15 protein-coding genes are annotated in these 19,361 nt (G+C 38.4%); 3 read left to right on the top strand and 12 right to left on the bottom strand.

The window, feature by feature from the left end:
- Nucleotides 1-562: 562 nt before the first annotated feature.
- From B7C41_RS13420 to B7C41_RS13390, 7 genes are all read right to left on the bottom strand, one after another.
- Entirely contained in the window at nucleotides 563-943 is a 381-nt protein-coding gene (locus B7C41_RS13420) for a VOC family protein (protein ID WP_085299409.1), read from the bottom strand.
- Nucleotides 944-956: 13 nt separating this feature from the next.
- Nucleotides 957-2,786 carry a protein kinase domain-containing protein gene (locus B7C41_RS13415; protein WP_085299408.1) on the bottom strand — a complete coding sequence of 610 codons (1,830 nt, stop codon included), beginning with the start codon at nucleotides 2,784-2,786 and terminating at the stop codon, nucleotides 957-959.
- A 335-nt stretch (nucleotides 2,787-3,121) separates the two neighbouring features.
- On the bottom strand, nucleotides 3,122-4,693 hold the full coding sequence (locus B7C41_RS13410) for a dihydrolipoyllysine-residue acetyltransferase (RefSeq protein WP_085299407.1): 1,572 nt from the start codon (nucleotides 4,691-4,693) through the stop codon (nucleotides 3,122-3,124).
- An 11-nt stretch (nucleotides 4,694-4,704) separates the two neighbouring features.
- Nucleotides 4,705-5,682, bottom strand: a complete 978-nt coding sequence (locus B7C41_RS13405) for an alpha-ketoacid dehydrogenase subunit beta (protein WP_085299406.1) — start codon at nucleotides 5,680-5,682, stop codon at nucleotides 4,705-4,707.
- Complete coding sequence (locus B7C41_RS13400; RefSeq protein ID WP_085299405.1) at nucleotides 5,682-6,866, bottom strand: thiamine pyrophosphate-dependent dehydrogenase E1 component subunit alpha; 1,185 nt, start codon at nucleotides 6,864-6,866, stop codon at nucleotides 5,682-5,684. The genes B7C41_RS13405 and B7C41_RS13400 overlap by 1 nt, the downstream gene beginning before the upstream one ends.
- Nucleotides 6,867-7,131: 265 nt before the next feature.
- Entirely contained in the window at nucleotides 7,132-8,250 is a 1,119-nt protein-coding gene (astE, locus tag B7C41_RS13395) for a succinylglutamate desuccinylase (RefSeq protein ID WP_085299404.1), read from the bottom strand.
- A 301-nt stretch (nucleotides 8,251-8,551) separates the two neighbouring features.
- Nucleotides 8,552-9,808, bottom strand: coding sequence for a D-amino acid dehydrogenase (locus tag B7C41_RS13390; RefSeq protein WP_085299403.1), 1,257 nt, complete (start codon nucleotides 9,806-9,808; stop codon nucleotides 8,552-8,554).
- 116 nt (nucleotides 9,809-9,924) lie between these two features.
- On the opposite strand from B7C41_RS13390, the gene B7C41_RS13385 reads away from it, so the two are divergent.
- Entirely contained in the window at nucleotides 9,925-10,839 is a 915-nt protein-coding gene (locus tag B7C41_RS13385; RefSeq protein ID WP_211279523.1) for a LysR substrate-binding domain-containing protein, read from the top strand.
- Nucleotides 10,840-11,106: 267 nt separating this feature from the next.
- Here the strand turns inward: B7C41_RS13385 and B7C41_RS13380 are convergent, their stop codons facing one another.
- Nucleotides 11,107-11,613, bottom strand: coding sequence for a regulatory protein RecX (locus tag B7C41_RS13380; RefSeq protein ID WP_085299401.1), 507 nt, complete (start codon nucleotides 11,611-11,613; stop codon nucleotides 11,107-11,109).
- Nucleotides 11,614-11,699: 86 nt separating this feature from the next.
- On the opposite strand from B7C41_RS13380, the gene rlmF reads away from it, so the two are divergent.
- Nucleotides 11,700-12,680: a 23S rRNA (adenine(1618)-N(6))-methyltransferase RlmF gene (rlmF, locus tag B7C41_RS13375; RefSeq protein ID WP_085299400.1), complete on the top strand. Its 981-nt coding sequence runs from the start codon at nucleotides 11,700-11,702 to the stop codon at nucleotides 12,678-12,680.
- Between the two features lie 2 nt (nucleotides 12,681-12,682).
- Here the strand turns inward: rlmF and B7C41_RS13370 are convergent, their stop codons facing one another.
- The 4 genes from B7C41_RS13370 to seqA form a co-directional block, all read right to left on the bottom strand.
- Nucleotides 12,683-13,186, bottom strand: a complete 504-nt coding sequence (locus B7C41_RS13370; protein ID WP_085299399.1) for a GNAT family N-acetyltransferase — start codon at nucleotides 13,184-13,186, stop codon at nucleotides 12,683-12,685.
- Between the two features lie 386 nt (nucleotides 13,187-13,572).
- Nucleotides 13,573-15,750, bottom strand: a complete 2,178-nt coding sequence (locus B7C41_RS13365; RefSeq protein WP_085299398.1) for a bacteriohemerythrin — start codon at nucleotides 15,748-15,750, stop codon at nucleotides 13,573-13,575.
- Between the two features lie 291 nt (nucleotides 15,751-16,041).
- A complete protein-coding gene (pgm, locus tag B7C41_RS13360) occupies nucleotides 16,042-17,688 on the bottom strand; it encodes a phosphoglucomutase (alpha-D-glucose-1,6-bisphosphate-dependent) (protein ID WP_085299397.1) in 1,647 nt (548 codons plus the stop codon).
- A gap of 53 nt (nucleotides 17,689-17,741) precedes the next feature.
- Nucleotides 17,742-18,293: a replication initiation negative regulator SeqA gene (gene seqA / locus B7C41_RS13355; protein ID WP_085299396.1), complete on the bottom strand. Its 552-nt coding sequence runs from the start codon at nucleotides 18,291-18,293 to the stop codon at nucleotides 17,742-17,744.
- A gap of 249 nt (nucleotides 18,294-18,542) precedes the next feature.
- On the opposite strand from seqA, the gene B7C41_RS13350 reads away from it, so the two are divergent.
- The gene (locus B7C41_RS13350; RefSeq protein WP_085299395.1) at nucleotides 18,543-19,313 is read left to right on the top strand and encodes an alpha/beta fold hydrolase; all 771 of its coding nucleotides are present in this window, start codon (nucleotides 18,543-18,545) and stop codon (nucleotides 19,311-19,313) included.
- Nucleotides 19,314-19,361 lie beyond the last annotated feature (48 nt).

Genomic DNA, 19,361 nt, shown 5'->3' with positions numbered 1-19,361 from the left:
TATCAAAAAATTATTTAGTAGTTTGGGATAAGTAACTTGTGAGCTTGGAACTGTGAACATGGAATAAAGAACATTGATTCTCAATATAAAAAGATTAATTAATTATATCAATGACTTTGCTTGTAACATTGATAATAACAAAGCAACCTGCATTATCTCAACACTGTTTAAAATAGCTTTATGATTACATTAAGCTGCACTTTCAAGCAGAAGAAGCATATTTTTTACTTCATCACCTACAGCATAAACACTTTACTGAAGAATTAGATCGGATCATTGCATTGGAAAGCGTTAAAATCATTTTTAAAGAATTACTTTATTTTCTAACAGATTGGCTAATTAGCCATATTCAAGTAGAAGTTAAAAAGCTTCTAAAATAATACCTGCTCACTACCACAATAATTCCTCACTCGTTTTATTAAAAATAATAATCTATTATAAAGCTAAAATATCAATCATACATTTAGCTAGGCTAGAGATAATGAGGGTTTTATATCCAAATGAGTATATAACCTGGGTAGTTAAACAATTATTATAGCAAGGTCAATGTCACAATAAACACTCAAAGTACTTTTTGATAAATAGCACAAACCGCAGCAGCGGGATCTTTAATTACCGCATACTTGTCACTACCCATAGATTTTATTTCGGTTATTAACACGCCGCCATTAGCCTTAACAGCGACAATTGACGCTTCAATATCTGCAACTAAGAAATACGGTAACCACATAGGCGGTAAATTCTTATTTACACCCTGAGCATGACAAATGCCACTTACCGCCTCGCCATTAATAGGCTCAAGCATGACGTAATCATCATAATCGCCCATCGATACATTTTCACTTTTCCAGCCAATTACATCTTCATAGAAAGACTTAACGCTTTCAGCGTTGTCTACAGACAAATCAAGCCATGCCATTGTGCCAATTTTGTTGTCGCTCATTAGTTATCTCCATTTATATTTTTGAATTTTTGGGATTTCTTGGATAAAACTTATCAGGTAGTACATTTATATGTTCAAAAAATCGTGTGTCTTTATAAGGTAGCTTCATAAAACCTGAAATGCCAAAGCCCGTTATTGTCGGTAATAACTGTAATATTTCCACCAAACATTGTTTAAACTCTGCTTCTTTATCGTGATTTAGTAACATAAGGTAACTATGAATTTTCAAATGCTTAGGTAATACTTCAAAAATGATACAACCGGTATGATGAATCTGATTCATTCTTGCCAATACCACCATAATTTCGTCTGGCAAATATAGGTATTCATCAGGATCTTTTCCATCTTCAAAATAAGAATGTAAACGAGTTACATCATCTATATCAGCAACATCACTGACATCATATTTTATTACCTGTTCTGGGCTAGCTTGAAATGGTATAGCATCGCTTTCTCGTTCTACGTGCAAAGTATTACGCGCGTCAAACAAACAACTTTTAAATACACCAACTCTAAATATACCTTGAGCAAGTCGCACCATGTTATTCACTGCACTTTGAAATGACGCCTTTAATTTGGGATCAAATAGCGACAAGTTTGAATCAATATAAACCCCGTCTTTTTCCCAACGCACCGCCAAGCCACCCACGACAGGAAAGTTCGCTAAACGGCTTACCGCCGCAACAAATGCTTTTTCCGTATCACCCATGCCCATCAGGTAGTTTTTGTAATATTTTTCTAATTGCACATCATCAATATCATCTAACTGTTCTTTACCAGACGATTCTCTTAAAAAAGATTTACGTGAACCATACACAACCGTATCAATGTCTTTATTATAATTTTTGCACCACACCGGTACTAAAGGTACAATGTTAATCGCTAATGGCGGATCAGCCAATACCATATTTTTAAGTAAGTGAAGGTGTTTAAAAAAATAGTCGCCAGCTTTATTACGCATCGTTCTATCACTACTCAACATCCCTTCTAACACTTGCGCTAACAACTTAGGTAAACCTAAAGATGAAGGTGTGATCACCGCACTACCATAGCGACAAGATTGCCCTGATGCGATAGCGTATAATGTCGCCGCTAGCCCTTGCTCATCAAAGCGAGGCGATGACATCTCACCATTAATTTGCTCAGGGCCAATAAAATAAACATCACCCAAACGCGCATTGCTGTTTTGTAAATCACTGCTCATCAAATCCATGATGTTATTTGCCGTTGTTTGTCCTTGGACATCAAGTTGTGCAGTAACGGCAGAGCCCCAATCAACCAAATATACTTTTTCAGTTTCAGGATCAAAAACCACATTCGAAGGTTTAATATCACCATGCACATATGGCTTGCCTTTAGTATGCTGACTAACATCACGTAAATAGCTCAATATATCAGCAAGTTGTAAGGCTATTTTTATAACCAATTCAGCAGGTAAAGGGCCACGCTTATGTGATAGCTGCTCAAGATCAATGCCTGGGGCTCTTTGCATATGAACAATGGATTGGCGTTTGATTTTATAGTATTCAATGATCTGAGGAATGCGACTATGCGCTAACTGCGCTTGAATTTCAGCTTCTTCGGCTAAACGATCTTGTACATGTTGTGGTAAGTTGATTCGAGAGAATTTAAAAACCTGTGATTGTCCATGCTCGTCTTCACCACCAAATACAAAGCCGTACGCACCTTTACCGATTAACGAAATATTTTGATAACCCAACAAGCCAAGTTGTTGCTGACAAAGTTCAACCCATTGCTTTAACTTAGTAGCATCTTCATGGTTAAGCAGGTAAATCGATTGTTCTTCGGCGATGTAAAAGTGCTGGAGTTTCTTTTCTGCCATTTACTTTCCTTATAGCAAACGCCTAATTTCAAATAAATTATCATTGAATTCAATATTAATTGATATCACTTATTACACATTATTTATGAATAATGCAGAAAATTAACTTAGGTTTCGCAGCGTTGTCATAAAGGTAGAATATTTGAAAAGAACTTGATATCGCCTCTCTTTCACATCGACATACATGGAAGTATTAATGCCTTGTAGCCAAGGATGGCTATGAAAGGCCATATGAGCGAGGCATATCGTACTTCCTGTACATAAAAAAGCCTGCGATAAAGCAGGCTTCTTAATAACGTTAACACCGGTAAATGCTAGGTATTAAATCATACAGTCTAAGACATATGCACTAGCATGTTGCTTGGTTCTTCAAGGAATGACTTCCACAAGTTGCAAAAACGAGCAATTGTGCCGCCGTCAATAATGCGATGGTCGCCAGACCAGCTAACTTGCATAATTGAACGCGCTTCAACTTCACCTTTATCATTAAAGCGTGGTAATTTTTGAAGTTTACCTAAGGCAACAATTGCAGACTCTGGTTTATTGATAATAGGCGTTGCCACCGTACCACCAATTGCGCCAATATTTGAAATAGTGATAGTACCACCTTTCAAATCAGCCGCAGGTACTCGGCCTGAACGTGCGTCATTGGTTAAACGTGTAATATCGCTAGCTAAGTCTAGAATAGATTTAGTTTGTACTTGTTTAACATTTGGTACTAATAAGCCCACCTTCGAGTCAACCGCCATCCCAATATTATGGTCGTCAAAATAAGTTAGCTCTGTGCAATCTTCATTAACTTGTGTATTCACTAACGGAAATTGTTTTAACGCTAACGACATAGCTTTCATAAAGAAAGGCATCATGGTTAATTTGATATCTTGCTTAACATAAACTTCTTTAAGTTCGCCACGCAATTTAATCAAATTAGTCATATCGATTTCTTCACAGTAAGTAAAGTGAGGAATAGTCGATACGGAATTAACCATAGCTTTTGCCATTACCGCTTTAATACCACGAATAGGCTCAACACGTGTGCCACCTGAAGCAGCTCCAGTAACTACCGCCGCTGCTGCAGAAACAGCCGGCGCTTCATTAAAAGCAACGACATCTTCTTTATAAACACGGCCTTTTTTGCCACTACCTGGAACTTGATGAATATTCACATTAAGCTCACGAGCAACACGACGCACTGCTGGGCTTGCTACCGCTTTTTCATTAACAACTTTTGCTGCAACGACTTGCACTGGTGATGTTGCTGATTTTGCTGGTATTTGTGCTTTTGGCGCTGACGTTTTCGGTGCTTCAGCTATAGGGGCAGAAACAACGGCTTGCTCTGTTGAGGAAATTTCAACCGCAACTTCTATTGCAAACAAGGGCGAATGTACTTTAGCAATTTCACCTTTAGCATAATAAAGTTTAACAACCGTACCATTATGCATAGCTGGAATTTGTACTAAAGCTTTATCCGTCATGACATCAGCAATCGGTTGATCTTCTTCAATCACATCACCTTCAGCAACTAGCCATTCAACTAATTCACACTCAACAATACCTTCACCAATATCAGGTAAGATAAAGTCTTCTACTTGTGTACCTGAAGCAACTGGTGCACTTTCAATAACCGCTTGTGCCACTGGTACTTCAGCTGCAACAGATGCGCTTTCACCTTCAGGTGTCATAGCAAACAATGGCGAGTGTACTTTCGCAATGTCGCCTTTGGCGTAATAAAGCTTATCAACAACGCCTGAATGCATTGCCGGAATTTGTACTAAAGCTTTGTCTGTCATTACGTCAGCCACGGGCTGATCTTCTGCAATCACATCGCCTTCTGCTACTAGCCATTCAACCAGTTCACATTCAACGATACCTTCACCAATATCTGGTAATATAAAATCAATGCTCATGCTCTAAAATCCTAGTAAGTCATACTGTTTTTAATTGCTTCATAGATCTTCAAGTGATCTGCAACGTATTCTTTTTCAAGCGCTAATGGGTATGGTGTGTCCATGCCACATACACGAGCAATCGGCGCTTCTAAATGCAAGAAACATTCTTGTTGAATAGTGGCGGCAATTTCACTAGCAAAACCTGCTGTTAATGGTGCTTCTTGGCTAACAACAAAACGACCTGTTTTAGTCACAGAATTTGCAACCGTTTCTACGTCCCAAGGTAAAATAGTACGTAAATCGATAATTTCACATGAAATACCATCAGCAGCAGCTAATTCAGCCGCTTTCTCAACGATTTCCATTTGAGCGCCCCAAGCTAATAACGTGATGTCACTACCTTGTTGAACAACTTCAGCTTTACCTAGTGGCAATTGGTAATCTTCTTCAGGTACTTCACCAACCGAGGCACGGTATAAGCGTTTTGGTTCGAAAAATACTACTGGGTTGTCGTCACGAATTGACGCCAATAACAAACCTTTAGCTTGGTACGGGTTACGTGGCACAACCACTTTTAAACCAGGCGTATGAGCAAAGTAAGCTTCTGGTGATTGGCTATGATACAAACCACCGGCAATGCCGCCGCCGTATGGCGTACGAATTGTTAACTTACCTACATCAAATTCATTACCACTACGGTAACGGAATTTAGCTGACTCATTTACAATTTGGTCAAAGGCTGGAAAAATATAATCCGCAAATTGAATTTCAGCAATTGGCGTACTGCCTTGAGCTGCTAAACCATTAGCAAAACCAATAACACCTTGCTCTACTAAAGGCGTGTTGAAACAACGGCTTTTACCGTATTTCTCTTGTAAACCGCTTGTTGCGCGAAATACACCACCAAAATGGCCAACATCTTCACCAAAACAAACTGCACGATCATTTTCGGCCATTACTGTATCAAGCGCGTTATTAATCGCTTGTAATAAATTCATTTGCGCCATTACTTAATTCTCCCAGCAGTGAATGGATAAGCATCGGGATATTTCTTAATATGTACTTTCAATTGTTCCAACTGACCTTGCAACAATGGTGGTGCTTGGTCGTAAACATCAGTAATTAAGTCTTCAACCGGTGGCTTATCAATTTTCTCTGATACTTTAACTGCTGCTAAAACTTCATCACGTAGTTTTTCGAACAATGCGGTTTCTTGAACTTCGTCCCACCAACCTTGCGCCAACATCCAGTTTTTCATACGAAGAATGGGATCATGTTCTTGCCATTTAGCTTCTTCTTCACGCGTACGGTAGCCTGAAGGGTCATCAGACGTTGAGTGAGCACCTAAGCGATAAGACATCGCTTCAATCAGCACAGGCTTACCTTCTTTAACGGCATATTCACGCGCTAATTGTACAGCGGCAATTACCGCTAAAATATCATTACCGTCAATTCGAAGTGTTTTCATGCCGTAACCAACACCGCGAGATGCAATGCCGTTACCCACGTATTGTTCATCTGATGGCGTTGAAATAGCGTAGCCATTGTTACGACAGAAGAAAATAACAGGAGACTGATGAACAGCGGCCATATTTAAACCGGCATGGAAATCACCTTCAGAGGCAGCACCTTCACCGAAGTAACAGATAGTTACAGCGTCTAAACCTTGCATTTTCTGCCCGTAAGCATAACCTGCGGCTTGTGGAATTTGTGTACCTAGCGGTGATGAAATCGTCATGTAGTTCAACTCATTACTTCCGTAATGGATTGGCATCTGACGACCTTTACCTAAATCTTGTTCATTACTGAACATTTGGTTCATAAAGTTTTCAAGGCTAAAGCCACGAAACATTAATGCGCCCTGTTCACGATACTGTGCCATGATCATATCTTGATCTTTCAGGCCTGCAGCACCACCAACACTTGCAGCTTCTTCACCGAGTGCTGCCATATAGAAACTGATGCGACCTTGGCGCTGTGCCGCTACCATACGTTCATCTAATACACGATGAAAAGCGAGAGTTTTGTAGGTTTTTGTGGCAAGTTCTCGATCAATTTCTGGCATGATAGCATTTTCATAAATGCTGCCATCTTGTTTCAATATTTTAAGGATTGGAATTTCAACTGAATGACCATCAATAAAAGCTGGTTGATGTACTACCGGGCTTTCGTTATATATGTCAGTGTTCATAGCCTTCTCTTTTTTATTAACCTTGAATGACAAGGTGACATTGATATTCATTAATTATTAACCACCGAAAGTATAGAAGCTTTCACGGCAAGATGAATATTTATGTCATTGTTATGAATTGTTGGTTGTAATAATCGCAAGCACTTTACCTTTACGTAAACTGAAAAACAAGTTTAGTGATCAAAGTTAGCGCTTTTATTTACCTAACGGCGAGCATAATTCTTTACAGTATCACTCGCCGCTAAATAGTTGACCATTTGCTTAGTTATGCAAGCGTTGTAGGGGTAACGGTTAACATTGCGCGTTGGCCAACAGCAACATTAGCATTTGGGAAAATAATAGCTTCACCATCTTGTTGGGTTTTCACCTCAACATCACCATCAATGGCTAATACATGGCCTTGTGGGAAATCAGTAAAGTTTTCAACATCATCAGCAAAAGTTAATGAAAAATCTTCGTGGTGGCGATCAATAACTTGTGAAATTTCATACAAGTTAAAGTCTTCTGCTTGGTACGGCATTAACTCAAGATCTTGGCCCGAAACGAACTTAGTTAAGGTTTCGCGCACCTGAATAAACTGGTTCATATCATTTTCACCAAACGGACGTACTTTGCCTAGTTCAACGGTAAAAGCGTCTGCGCCAAATTCGTTCGACGAGAAATAGCTAAAAGTTGTTGTTGGTGAATGCGACAATAAAATGGTGCTAACGCCACAGGCATTTAAAAACTGCAACTGGGTTTTCTTGCGTGGTGCTCCGTGCAAGAATGGATAAACAGCGAATTTATCACATTTAGAAGCACGAATAGCAGTATGTAAATCATAGTGGCTACGCTGGCGTTCGCCGCCAGTCGCGCTAGGTAATTTACTGCCTGCTTCAAAGAATGCTCTCACTGTATTTTCTAAGAGCAAAGCACGATGGCGCTCTTTGTTGATTAAACCTGCGCCATTACCTTGGTCTTGAGAATGGCCACCAGAGAACAAGCGATTCATGTTTTCTTCAACAAAACGCTCAGCAATGTTCATCGATGCTGGGTTACCAAAAATAAATAATACACGTTCGGCCAGTATTAATTCACCACGAATTAACTGACCAATAATATCACTACAAATTTCAATTGGTGCTGTCTCGTTACCATGCACAGCGCTTGATAGCACAATGTCATGGTTACTTGCACGATCAATCGGTTCGAAGGTAATTAATCCTGTCTCTAATACCGAAACTTTACTCATTGTTTGAGACGCTTGGTGACAAACTTCAAAACTGAAAGCGCCGCCTGGCAGTGACCATTCATTGGCACGAGTTATTGATAAAAAGTCACCGCTTTGTTGTAAAGCAGATGCGAAGGCATTGGTTTGGTTACTTGAATTGGATAAATCACTCACGCGGTTTCACCTATTGTTTTGTCGAATGTAGTAGTCAAATGTCATATCCGACTGTCAGAGTTGAATTTAATTGAGTCGTGCAGAACAAACGGCAACTGATCTCATTAATTATTGCGCGCTATTATACAAGGTTTACTCGTTGGCGTCTTTGCGATACTGAGCTTGACTCAACTAAAGGTAAAATTTATGCAGTGAGCTGCTTTATAGCTATGCCAAGCTTGTTAGCAACAGTTCCGCTTGAGATAAAACTATAACGAAACTTTCTACAGATAAAATAAAGCCTTAATCACTTATCTAAAAACTATAATAAGTAACGAAATGAGCTTAACCCGCAAGTATCAATCTCGACTTGGCTGTCCGAGACTATATCGGCAAGTAACTTTCCTGAGCCGCAAGCCATAGTCCAGCCTAAAGTGCCGTGACCAGTATTAGTATATAAATTGCTAATTTTAGTTTTACCTATAATAGGTGTGCCATCAGGCGTCATTGGACGAAGGCCAGTCCAAAACTCAGCTTTTGTTATATCACCTGCCTGCGGAAATAAATCTTCAGCCACCATAGCAATTGTGGCTTTTCGCTTTGATGATAAACCTAAATTAAAGCCAGACAACTCAGCTGTTCCGGCAACTCTAATACGGTCATCAAAGCGCGTCAGCGCCACTTTATAACTCTCATCCATCACTGTTGAAATAGGTGAAAACTCAGCATTTTCCATAGGAATGGTTAGCGAATAACCTTTTACAGGATATACCGGTAAATTAATCCCCAACGGTTTTAATAGTTGTGCAGAGTAACAGCCTAATGCAACAACATAGGCATCTGCATTCAATGTACCTATCGATGTATTAACCGCTGCTATTTTTTCATTTTCAATTAAGAGACTGCTTACCTGCAGATTGAATTTAAATTTCACACCCGCTGTTTTAGCCATTTCAGTCAGTTGCTGACAAAATTGATGACAATCTCCGGTTTCATCATCTGGTAAATATAAGCCAGCGACTATTTTATTCTTCACTAAGGCTAAGCCGGGTTCTTTTGTCACACATTCATCAACGTTTAGCAATTTGAAACGCGTACCGCTATCGGCTAGCAATTTCATATCCTTTTCTACGCTGTCGACTTGTGACTGATTCCTAAAAACCTGTAAGGTCCCTTGCTGGCGCCCTTCATAAGATATTTGATGCTCATCACGTAAATCTAGCAAACATTGCCGACTATAATTTGCTACGCGTAGCATTCTACTTTTATTGATTCGATAACTTTTTTCAGTGCAATTTTTTAACATTTGCATAGTCCAAAGGTATAACTCTGGTGACATATCCGGCTTTATAACCAATGGCGAATGTTTTTGAGCTAACCATTTAATCGCTTTAAACGGAATACCCGGGGCTGCCCAAGGCGACGAATAACCGTAAGAAATTTGGCCTGCATTAGCAAAGCTAGTCTCTTCACCGCTCTTTGCCTGTCTATCAATAACAGTTACCTGATGGCCCTTTTGAGCCAAGTACCAAGCCGATGTCAAACCAACAACGCCAGCGCCCATAACAATAATTTTCATACCAATAATGCTAACTTTTTCACTCAAACATGAAGACACAATGCGAAAATAACATGTCTTTATCAAACGATATTTATTAACATCTGTGTTTAGTTATTCTATAGACAGAGATGAGCATGGCACTGAAAGGCAATATATTTTCTGGATTAGTTACTTTTGAGGTAGCAGCCCGACTAGGTAGCTTTACTAAAACGGCAGATTATTTACACATCACCACAGGTGCTATCAGCCAGCAGATAGGCTTGTTAGAAAATCAGTTGTCATTAACCTTATTTGAAAGGCACTCTAGAGGTATTGAATTAACAAAAGATGGAAAAAAACTTTATCAAGTAGTCAAACATCACTTTGCTGATATAGAAAATGTTATTAATGACTTACAGCAAGGACAATCACTTGATGGTGAAGTAAAACTCAAACTCACACCATCTTTTGCCTATAAGTGGCTTATCCCTCGCCTTCAGAAATTTTATAACCTATACCCTAATATTAGTATCCAAACATACGCCGAAGGTGCATTAGTTGATTATCAAGACAGAGACTTCGACCTTGCGATAGACTACGGACAAACGCCTTATGTTAACCCGAATGCGGAATTACTACTTAGTGAGCGATTTACTCCAGTAATGAGCCCACAGTATTTTAAGCGCTTTAATTGGCAAGATAGTTCATTAGAAAACCAAAACAGCATCTGGCAATCAGTCACCTTACTACACGACGCTATGCCGTGGCGACATGCAAAAAGGTATACTGAATGGTATTATTGGTTTAACCAAATGAAAATTAAAACCGAAAGCAATCAAGGGCACTTTTTTAACCGTACTGATATGTCGATGGCTGCGGCCGAAGCGGGATTAGGAGTCGCACTTGCTCGCTATGCCTTGGTAGAAAATGATTTCAAAAGCGGTCGGTTAATATCCCCCTTTACGCCTATTGAGGCAAATACTGGTTATTACATTATTCAACATCGGTCCTCGCCTGTGATAGAGTGTTTTAAATCATGGCTATTAGCTGAAGGCTGTAGCATTAATTAAAATATCTATTTAGGGTTACTTAATAAAAATGTATAGCATGATAAAAACTGTTACGGCCGTAGCGGCATAGCCAAAAAGTACGTTGAAAGTATATGAGTTTATTTTGTTTATTAAATAAGGCAACAATTCCGCCAAAAACTAGGCCCAAAATAATTGCGACAATTACTGTATATGTAAACATAAAAAATATTCCACTTCACAGCCTATTATCTAAACCTATATTAAATTAAATACTAGTTACCCTGAGTATAACTCGCTAGCAATGAACTAGTGATCCTCTTCGCCAGAATGGCTAATCACTTTATTAGCGATAGAGTACGAAAAACCTTTGGTGATCAGGTGTCGCAACGCTTTTTGTTTTAGCTTCAAATCGTCAATTGGCTCAACACCAAACTTTCTTATTTTTAATATTAAGGCTTTATCAAAGTAATCTTCGTCTGTTGTTTCTATCGCGCTAACACATTCATCGATAATTTGAGATGAAAAGCCTTTTGCATAGAGCTTTTCTTTTATCTTGTTAGGGCCAATGTTTTTTTCTGAAAAGCTTATGGTTAAACGTTGTGCATAGCGCAGATCATTCACAATGTCTCGTTCTACAAGATAAGCTAATGCCGGTTCATTAAACTGAGTGTCATCTTTAAACAGTAAGTTTGCCTTTTGCAGCAGCTTTTTAGCTGAATAATCACCATAGCGTTCAATCAGCCAAAGCATGTATGATTTTACCCGCTCATATGAAATAACTTGCGGCTTAGTGTCTTGCTTTCTTTTATACATGTTTATGTGTGATCAATTAAGGCTATAATAGCCAATTATAACCACCCTCCCATTACTTTTGAACCCTAAACCTCGGACAACTATTTGTGAGCACACTTAACCAAAATAAAAATACCCCACCTAAGTCTAATCCCAAACACCTGCATCCGAGAAATCTGCACAAGCATGGTTATGATTTTTCTGCGCTAGTAAAAAGTTACCCGTCATTAGCTCCATTTGTGAAACCGAATGCACATGGCAATACCTCTATTGATTTTGCAAATCCAAAAGCAGTAAAATCACTGAATGCGGCACTATTAAAACACCATTACAATATTAACAATTGGGATATTCCACAGGGTGCGCTTTGCCCTCCTATTCCAGGCAGAGTCGACTACATTCATTACATCGCTGAATTGCTAGGCATTGGCGAGCCAATTACAAACAAAATTAGTAATAGAACTACTGGCAAGCGCAACGTTAGAATGCTAGACATAGGCACAGGAGCCAACGGTATATATCCACTATTAGCCTGTCAAATATACAATTGGCATTGTGTTGGTAGTGATATTAATACTGAGTCGATTAATAACGTATCTACGATTATCGCAAAAAACCCTAAGCTAAAAAATTGTTTCGAACTGCGTACACAAAGCGATAAAAGTCATATTTTCGAAGGTATTATTCGAGCTAGCGAACATTTTGATGTCACGGTGTGTAATCCACCATTTCATGCCTCGCAAGAAGAAGCGTTAAAAGGCAGCAAGCGTAAACTCGACAACCTTGCCCGTAATCGCGGAGAACAAAAAGTAGCGAGTCCAAGTAAGAATAACGCTACCTTAAATTTTGGAGGTCTCGACGCAGAACTTTGGTGCAAAGGTGGTGAACGCATGTTCCTTAAAAAACTCATCAAAGAAAGCCAAACCTTCTCAGCTCAATGTCGATGGTTTACCAGCTTGGTATCTAAAATTGATAATGTTAAACCGGCAAAAAAACTAATTCAAAAACTTGGTGCAACCGATGTACGAGAAATAGAAATGAAACAGGGGAATAAAATCACTAGAGTCTTAGCTTGGACATTTGTTTAGCGTTATAAATTTGTTTGATAAATATCGACAATAAAACCACGAAATACTGAAGATTTAACAAACTTAAAACCAGCCCGGTTTATTACCTTAACTGAGCTAGCATTTGCTGGCTCAATCAACGCATATACAATATTCAATTTTAAGTGCTTTTTAGCAAAACTTAAAACCCCAGCAACAGACTCTGTAGCATACCCCCTTCCTTGTTGGCCAGTGGCTAGGCGGTAGTTAATATGTACAATATCCTCCGCCTCTATTGTATGTTTATTAAGGCCGCACACACCTATAAACTCATTATGCTCAGTGTTATAAATCGCCCAATGCCCATAACCATTTATATTATATTGCTTTTTACAATTGGCAATATAACCATCAATTTGTTCCTTAGTATGAACACCAACGGTTGAATATTGCATAACAATAGGATCAGCAAGTACTTTTAAGAGTTCTTTAGCATCTTCATTCGTTACTTGACGAATACAAAGCCGTTTCGTTTTAACAATAACCAAGACAAATTCCTAGCAATAAAGAACTCAAATTAGAAGATAGTGGTAGTTTTAAAGCTTTAGATTAATCTTACCGTCATAATATTCAAACATATCGAATTCTGCTATACGTTTTTGTAAACCGCTAATAAAGTTAACAAGTGATTTCGAACACAAAAGTAAGTCACTACAGTAAATTTTTGAAAATACATCGAAATAGTTGTTTTTCATTCTCATTACCCCTGGCTTAGGCTAATCAGCTTTTGCATATCGTAAAAATCAACTGTTCGCGTGTCTTATATCTAAAATCGAATATGTCTTCAATCTTCTCAGAAAAGCCGGCAACAATAAAACTACAAAATAGCCTTTATAGAAGGCTTTACTCATAACACAGGTATTTAATAAGTTTGTCACATTACAACTCTATTTCTGCCACGATCCTTCGCCTGGTAGAGCAACCTATCAGCGTTAGCAACAAACTCTTCTGCTGAAGAACAAGAGTATTTATTCCATTGGCTAACACCAATACTTACTGTTAAGTCAATTTTGTTTTCATCAACAATTACTTCTAGCTGCTGAACCTTATCCCGAAGACGTTCGGCAAATTGGAAAGCATTTTTCTCGTTCGTTTTTGGCAATATAATAACGAACTCTTCACCACCAATACGCGCTACAACATCATTTGAGCGCACAGCAACTTTACATGCTCGATAAAACATAATTAAAACTTCATCACCGACAGCGTGACCAAATCTATCATTAACTTGCTTAAAATAATCGATATCTAATAGCATTATCGATAGAGGTAGCTGGTCATGATCAGCTTGTGAAATTTCATCCGCCAGTACTTTATTAAAATGACGACGATTAACGGCACCAGTTAATGCATCTGTATAGGCTAACGTTTTCAAATGCGCTTGTTGAGATTTCCGGTATTCAATTTCATTTTGTTGACGGTCAACTATCGCTTGAAAAATATCAACTTGTAGCAGTTTTCGACGTAATTTTTCATAAGCCGTTTGCATTGCACCAATTTCATCATCCGTAAGCTTTTTCTTAAATTGCATATTTCCATAACCTTGAGCCATTTTATTTAATGCCTCAGTTATCAATCTAATAGGGTTAATTATGCTATGGTTTAGTATTAGAGAGAATAATGTAGCGCTGACTAAAAAAAGACTTAATAATAATAAAACACCATAATAATTATTTTCTAAACGCTGATTTTCTATTTGAACTTTTGCCCTAAAATTTGCAGTTAATTCATCTGTGATCATTTTTAATTTATCAATATCTGCCGACATTAAATTAAACCAGTACTTACTACGTTGCTCAATATTTTTCTCATCCATTACGAATGAAAAACGTTGCCTAAGTAGCTGCTGATTTTCTTGGGCATCACAAGCTGTTGCACATAAAGTTTTCTGCTCGTTACTCGCTGAATAATGAAAGACGCGTAAAATAGTTAATTGCTTGCCAAGCAACATACTCATGCTAGCGTTACTAAAAATATCATGATCCTGAGCTAAAAGCATATTCATTCCTAATGCCCTTACTTGCCCTGTATATTCCTTAAAAAGTAATAATGCGCTAATGGCTGAAATGTCATTTGCTGATCGCGAGTTCATATCAACATGTGTTAAATGTTCAGATATCGATAGCAACTGCTCTATAAAACGCATATAAGCTTCATATGTATCTATAAAACTTACAGTTCGATCAGCCAATCTCTTTCTATATTGCTTTAATTCTATAAACTCATCACGAGACTGCGCTAAATAGAAGCGAATGTTATCTTTTACCGCGGGATCCAATCCACTTTCAAGTAAAGTTAAAAATCTTTCTATACTCTCATCCGTCATTAGGCTTTGTGCATTGAATTGTTTGTTAAAATATTGATAATTAGAGCTGATCAGCCCACTAGCAAGACCTCTTTCTGCTTGTAAAGAATGACTAATATCATTAACTTGCGCTATAACATCATTCAATCCCAAAGCAAGAGATACGTTCTTATAGTCTTTATAATTATCAAATAAAATAATAAAACTAAGCAGTAAAACACCTAAAATTGGTAATAGCGTGGTAATAAAAACTCGCTGGCTAAGCTTTATTCTTTGCGATAAACCATACGCCATTTTTGCAATGACAGAAGGTTGGGGATGATTTTCTTCTCTTGCCGCAGAGTGAGAAAACTCATGAAGACATGGAACATAGTCTAAGTCTTCTTCTAGGATATGGGTAATAAGCCATTGATGAAGAAATGTAGTGATTTTTTCACTACAAGTTAAGCAGTCTTGTGCTAACCACTCTTTTTTCAGCAAAGGCAATTGATCAATAAAACGTTGATGGCTCGCCTTATGCGCTTTAACTTCAATGTAACCAGCCTTTTCTAGTAGCGCTTCTTCTCTACTGAAATGCAAAGAAACATAATGCTCTAACTCAATAAATATTTCATTAATTGTTTGTTCTGATGTTTCACCGTGTTCGGCTGAAGTCAATTTGGCTAGTATGGCGATGATCTGTTTATGATCCTCGTCAATGGCGTCATTGCCAACACTCATTCCTTCGGTCCAAATTAATTCTGTCATCACTTTGTCTAGTTATGAAAAATACAGGCATATTATAAAAAAATTTTAACTATGCTGAAACTAGTATCGAATAAAATTCAAACAAACACCTTTGAGATCAAAAATTGTACTTTTTATCACGAAATAATGAACATCGAAAGAAAGCTAGTTTGCCGTTTTGATTCTTGTGGTTAATCATTGATACTAACTAAAACAACAAAAAAAGGTGCTTATTAGCACCTTTTTTTGTTATGAATAACGTACACTGCAACTTATTCAACAATACTTTTTCAAAGCCCTCTTTTATAAAAGTTACAAACCAGCAGCAACAAAGGCAGCACTGACTAAATTTTGAGCATCACTGATAATTAACTGCAAATGCACATCATCAATAAAGCTTTCTGCATATATTTTGTAGATATCTTCAGTGCCAGAAGGACGGGCAGCAAACCAGCCATTTTCGGTGCACACTTTAATGCCGCCAATCGCAGCATTATTACCTGGCGCATGTGACAATATTTGGGTGATTTTCTCACCAGCTAAAATATCAGTGGTAATGGCTTTAGGTGTTAATGATGTTAATACTTGCTTTTGTTGCAAGTTAGCTACGGCTTCAACACGTCCATAACATGGCTCGCCAAGTTGCTGCGCAAGTTCTTGATATAGCTGGTAAGGGTCTTTGCCCGTTACCGCAATCATTTCAGCAGCAAGTAAGGTCATTACAAAACCGTCCTTGTCTGTTGTCCAACAACTGCCGTCACGCGCGATAAAAGTTGCACCTGCACTTTCTTCGCCACCAAAGGCATAGCTTGTATCATGTAAGCCATCAACAAACCATTTAAAGCCAACAGGCACTTCAGAAAGCGGTCTGTCAATAAGTTTAGCAACACGGTCAATCATTGAGCTTGAGACCAATGTTTTACCAATTTGACAGCTTGCGGGCCAATTCCGGTGAGTCATCAAGTAGTGAATAGATACCGCTAAATAATGATTCGGGTTCATCAATCCGCCCGATTTAGTGACAATGCCATGGCGATCAAAATCAGGATCATTACCAACAGCAATATCAAATTTATTTTTTAGTGCAATCAAACCGGACATGGCATATGGCGATGAGCAATCCATACGGATTTTACCGTCTTTATCTAACGGCATAAACGCAAAGCTAGCATCAACTACAGGGTTAACAACATCCAGTTTTAAACCATATTTTTTCGCAATAACTGGCCAATAATGAATACCTGAACCACCTAAAGGGTCAACACCAATATGCACACCTGCTTTTGCGATAACTTCCATATCGATGACTTGGCTTAATTCATTGACGTAAAATTCAATGAAGTCTTCACGAAATAGTAATGACGATTGTAAAGCTTGGGTATAATCAGTGCGTTTAACATCAACAAGCTTATTAGCAATAATTTCGTTAGCTCGTTGCTCAATAACTTTAGTTATTGAGCCTTCAGCAGGCCCGCCATGAGGTGGATTATATTTAATACCGCCATCAGTCGGAGGGTTATGCGATGGCGTAATAATTAGGCCATCAGCTTGTACTGATTGAGTGTTGTTATGAGCAATAATTAAACGTGAAATTACTGGCGTCGGTGTAAAGCCATCATCGGCTTGAATAACCACAGGGACATTATTAGCAATTAATACAGAAACCGCAGAAGCAAATGCAGGCTCAGATAATGCGTGTGTATCTTTACCTAAATACAATGGTCCTTTAAAACCTTGCGTCTGACGATATTCAGCAACAGCCTGACAAATAGCTTCAATATGATGTTCATTAAAACTTAATTTACTGGCGTTACCACGGTGACCCGAAGTGCCAAAAGTTACTTTCTGCTCAGCAATGTTGACATCTGGTGTTTGTAAAAAGTAATCACTAACCAAACGACCAATATTAATTCTGTCTTCTGGTCTTGCAGGTTTACCAGCATGATGATGAATTGTCATTTAAATTCCTTGTCCCTTATAAAGCTTAAGCCGTTGTATTGCTATGCAAACGACTAAAGTAAATCGCGAATATCTTCCACGTCTTGTTCGTTATAACCCAATGTACGACCAACTTCTGTCAACATCATTTTCTTGCGCGTGGTGTTTGAGTTAGTAATAACCCAAAACGGGCTATCAGGAATTTGACGAGGTTTAGTACTGCTGCCACTAGCAGATAATTCAGCTTCGCTGCCAGCAAAGTATAAACGGTCGCGGCCTCTAATATTACAAACAGTAGAGAACTGCTGATTATGTACACGATATAGTGCTGCCAAAATAAGTAAAAATCGACCAACAGCGCCACGCTGCATGGCTAGCTCTTCTTTATTAATATAGTTAAATACTGAGCCATTTGTGTCTACTGTTGGTGCTGGCGCTTCAACAGCCACCACTTCAGTTTCTTCCACTTCAACAATTACAGCTGCAGGTTCAGCAATAACTTCCGCAGTAGCTTCGTCTGGTAAATTAATGAGGCGACGTAAGATCGATGACGCGCTTTCGCCAATATACTGGGTATTTGACGCAATGTGATGATAAAGTTCTTCATCTATTTCGATGTTTTTCATTGATGACCCTAGGAAAATTATTATAGATCGCAGCAAGATTATACTTACGTTAATACCAAGTCTCTATAGTGGATTAGCAATAGATAGTGATTTTTTTCAAATAGTTTTCTAAAACGAGTCGAGTATCAAGCCTTAGTCGATAAATAATAATGATTCATTAATGCAAATCATTGCATCAAACACTAAAAACCCGCACAATTTCGCCAACAAATTAGTACAAAATTACACGATAGCAACAATGAGAGATAAATGACCAGACGACTTAACTATCAACAAATGGGCAGCGGAAAAGACATTATATTGATACATGGCTTATTTGGTCGTTTAGAAAATCTTAATATGGTCGCGAAAGTGCTTGCTGAAAATTATCGTGTAACCAGCGTTGATGTGCGTAATCATGGCGATTCATTCCACGACAGTGTTATGGACTACCCAACCATGGCACAAGATGTTGTTGGCATTATGCAACACTTAAACATCGACAGCGCCGTAATACTTGGTCATTCTATGGGCGGAAAAATTGCCATGGAATTGGCACTTACTTCACCTGAACGTGTTGAAAAACTTATTGTTGCCGACATTGCCCCCGTGGAATACCCGCCGCACCACAACCAAATTATTGCCGGTTTAAAATCAATTGACTTCACCGCTATAAAACAACGCAAAGATGCCGACAAACAGTTAGCACAATATGTTGATAATATTGGCGTTCGCCAATTTTTATTACGCAACTTAGTTAGTGAGAATAATCAATTTTCTTTTAAGTGTAATATTGAAAATATTGATATTAACTACCCAAGTATTATGAAAACCTATCAAGGTAGCAATACCTACAACGCCCCTACGCTGTTCATCAAAGGCGCCAACTCTGACTACATATTGCCAGAACATCGAGCCGAAATTATACGACTATTTCCGCAAAGTCGAGCCCGTATTATTCAAGGTGCTGGCCATTGGCTGCATGCTGAGAAAACAGTTGCTTTTAACCGAAGCGTCGTAAGTTTTTTAGATAGTGATTGATCCAGCTCTAATTTTGTACAGGTAAAGTTTGTATAATTAATGCAATTA

The organism is Cognaticolwellia mytili, assembly GCF_002104475.1.
GTDB classification, from domain to species: domain Bacteria; phylum Pseudomonadota; class Gammaproteobacteria; order Enterobacterales; family Alteromonadaceae; genus Cognaticolwellia; species Cognaticolwellia mytili.
The sequence above is the reverse complement of the archived record's forward strand: the minus strand, read 5'-3'. Positions and strand labels throughout refer to the sequence as shown.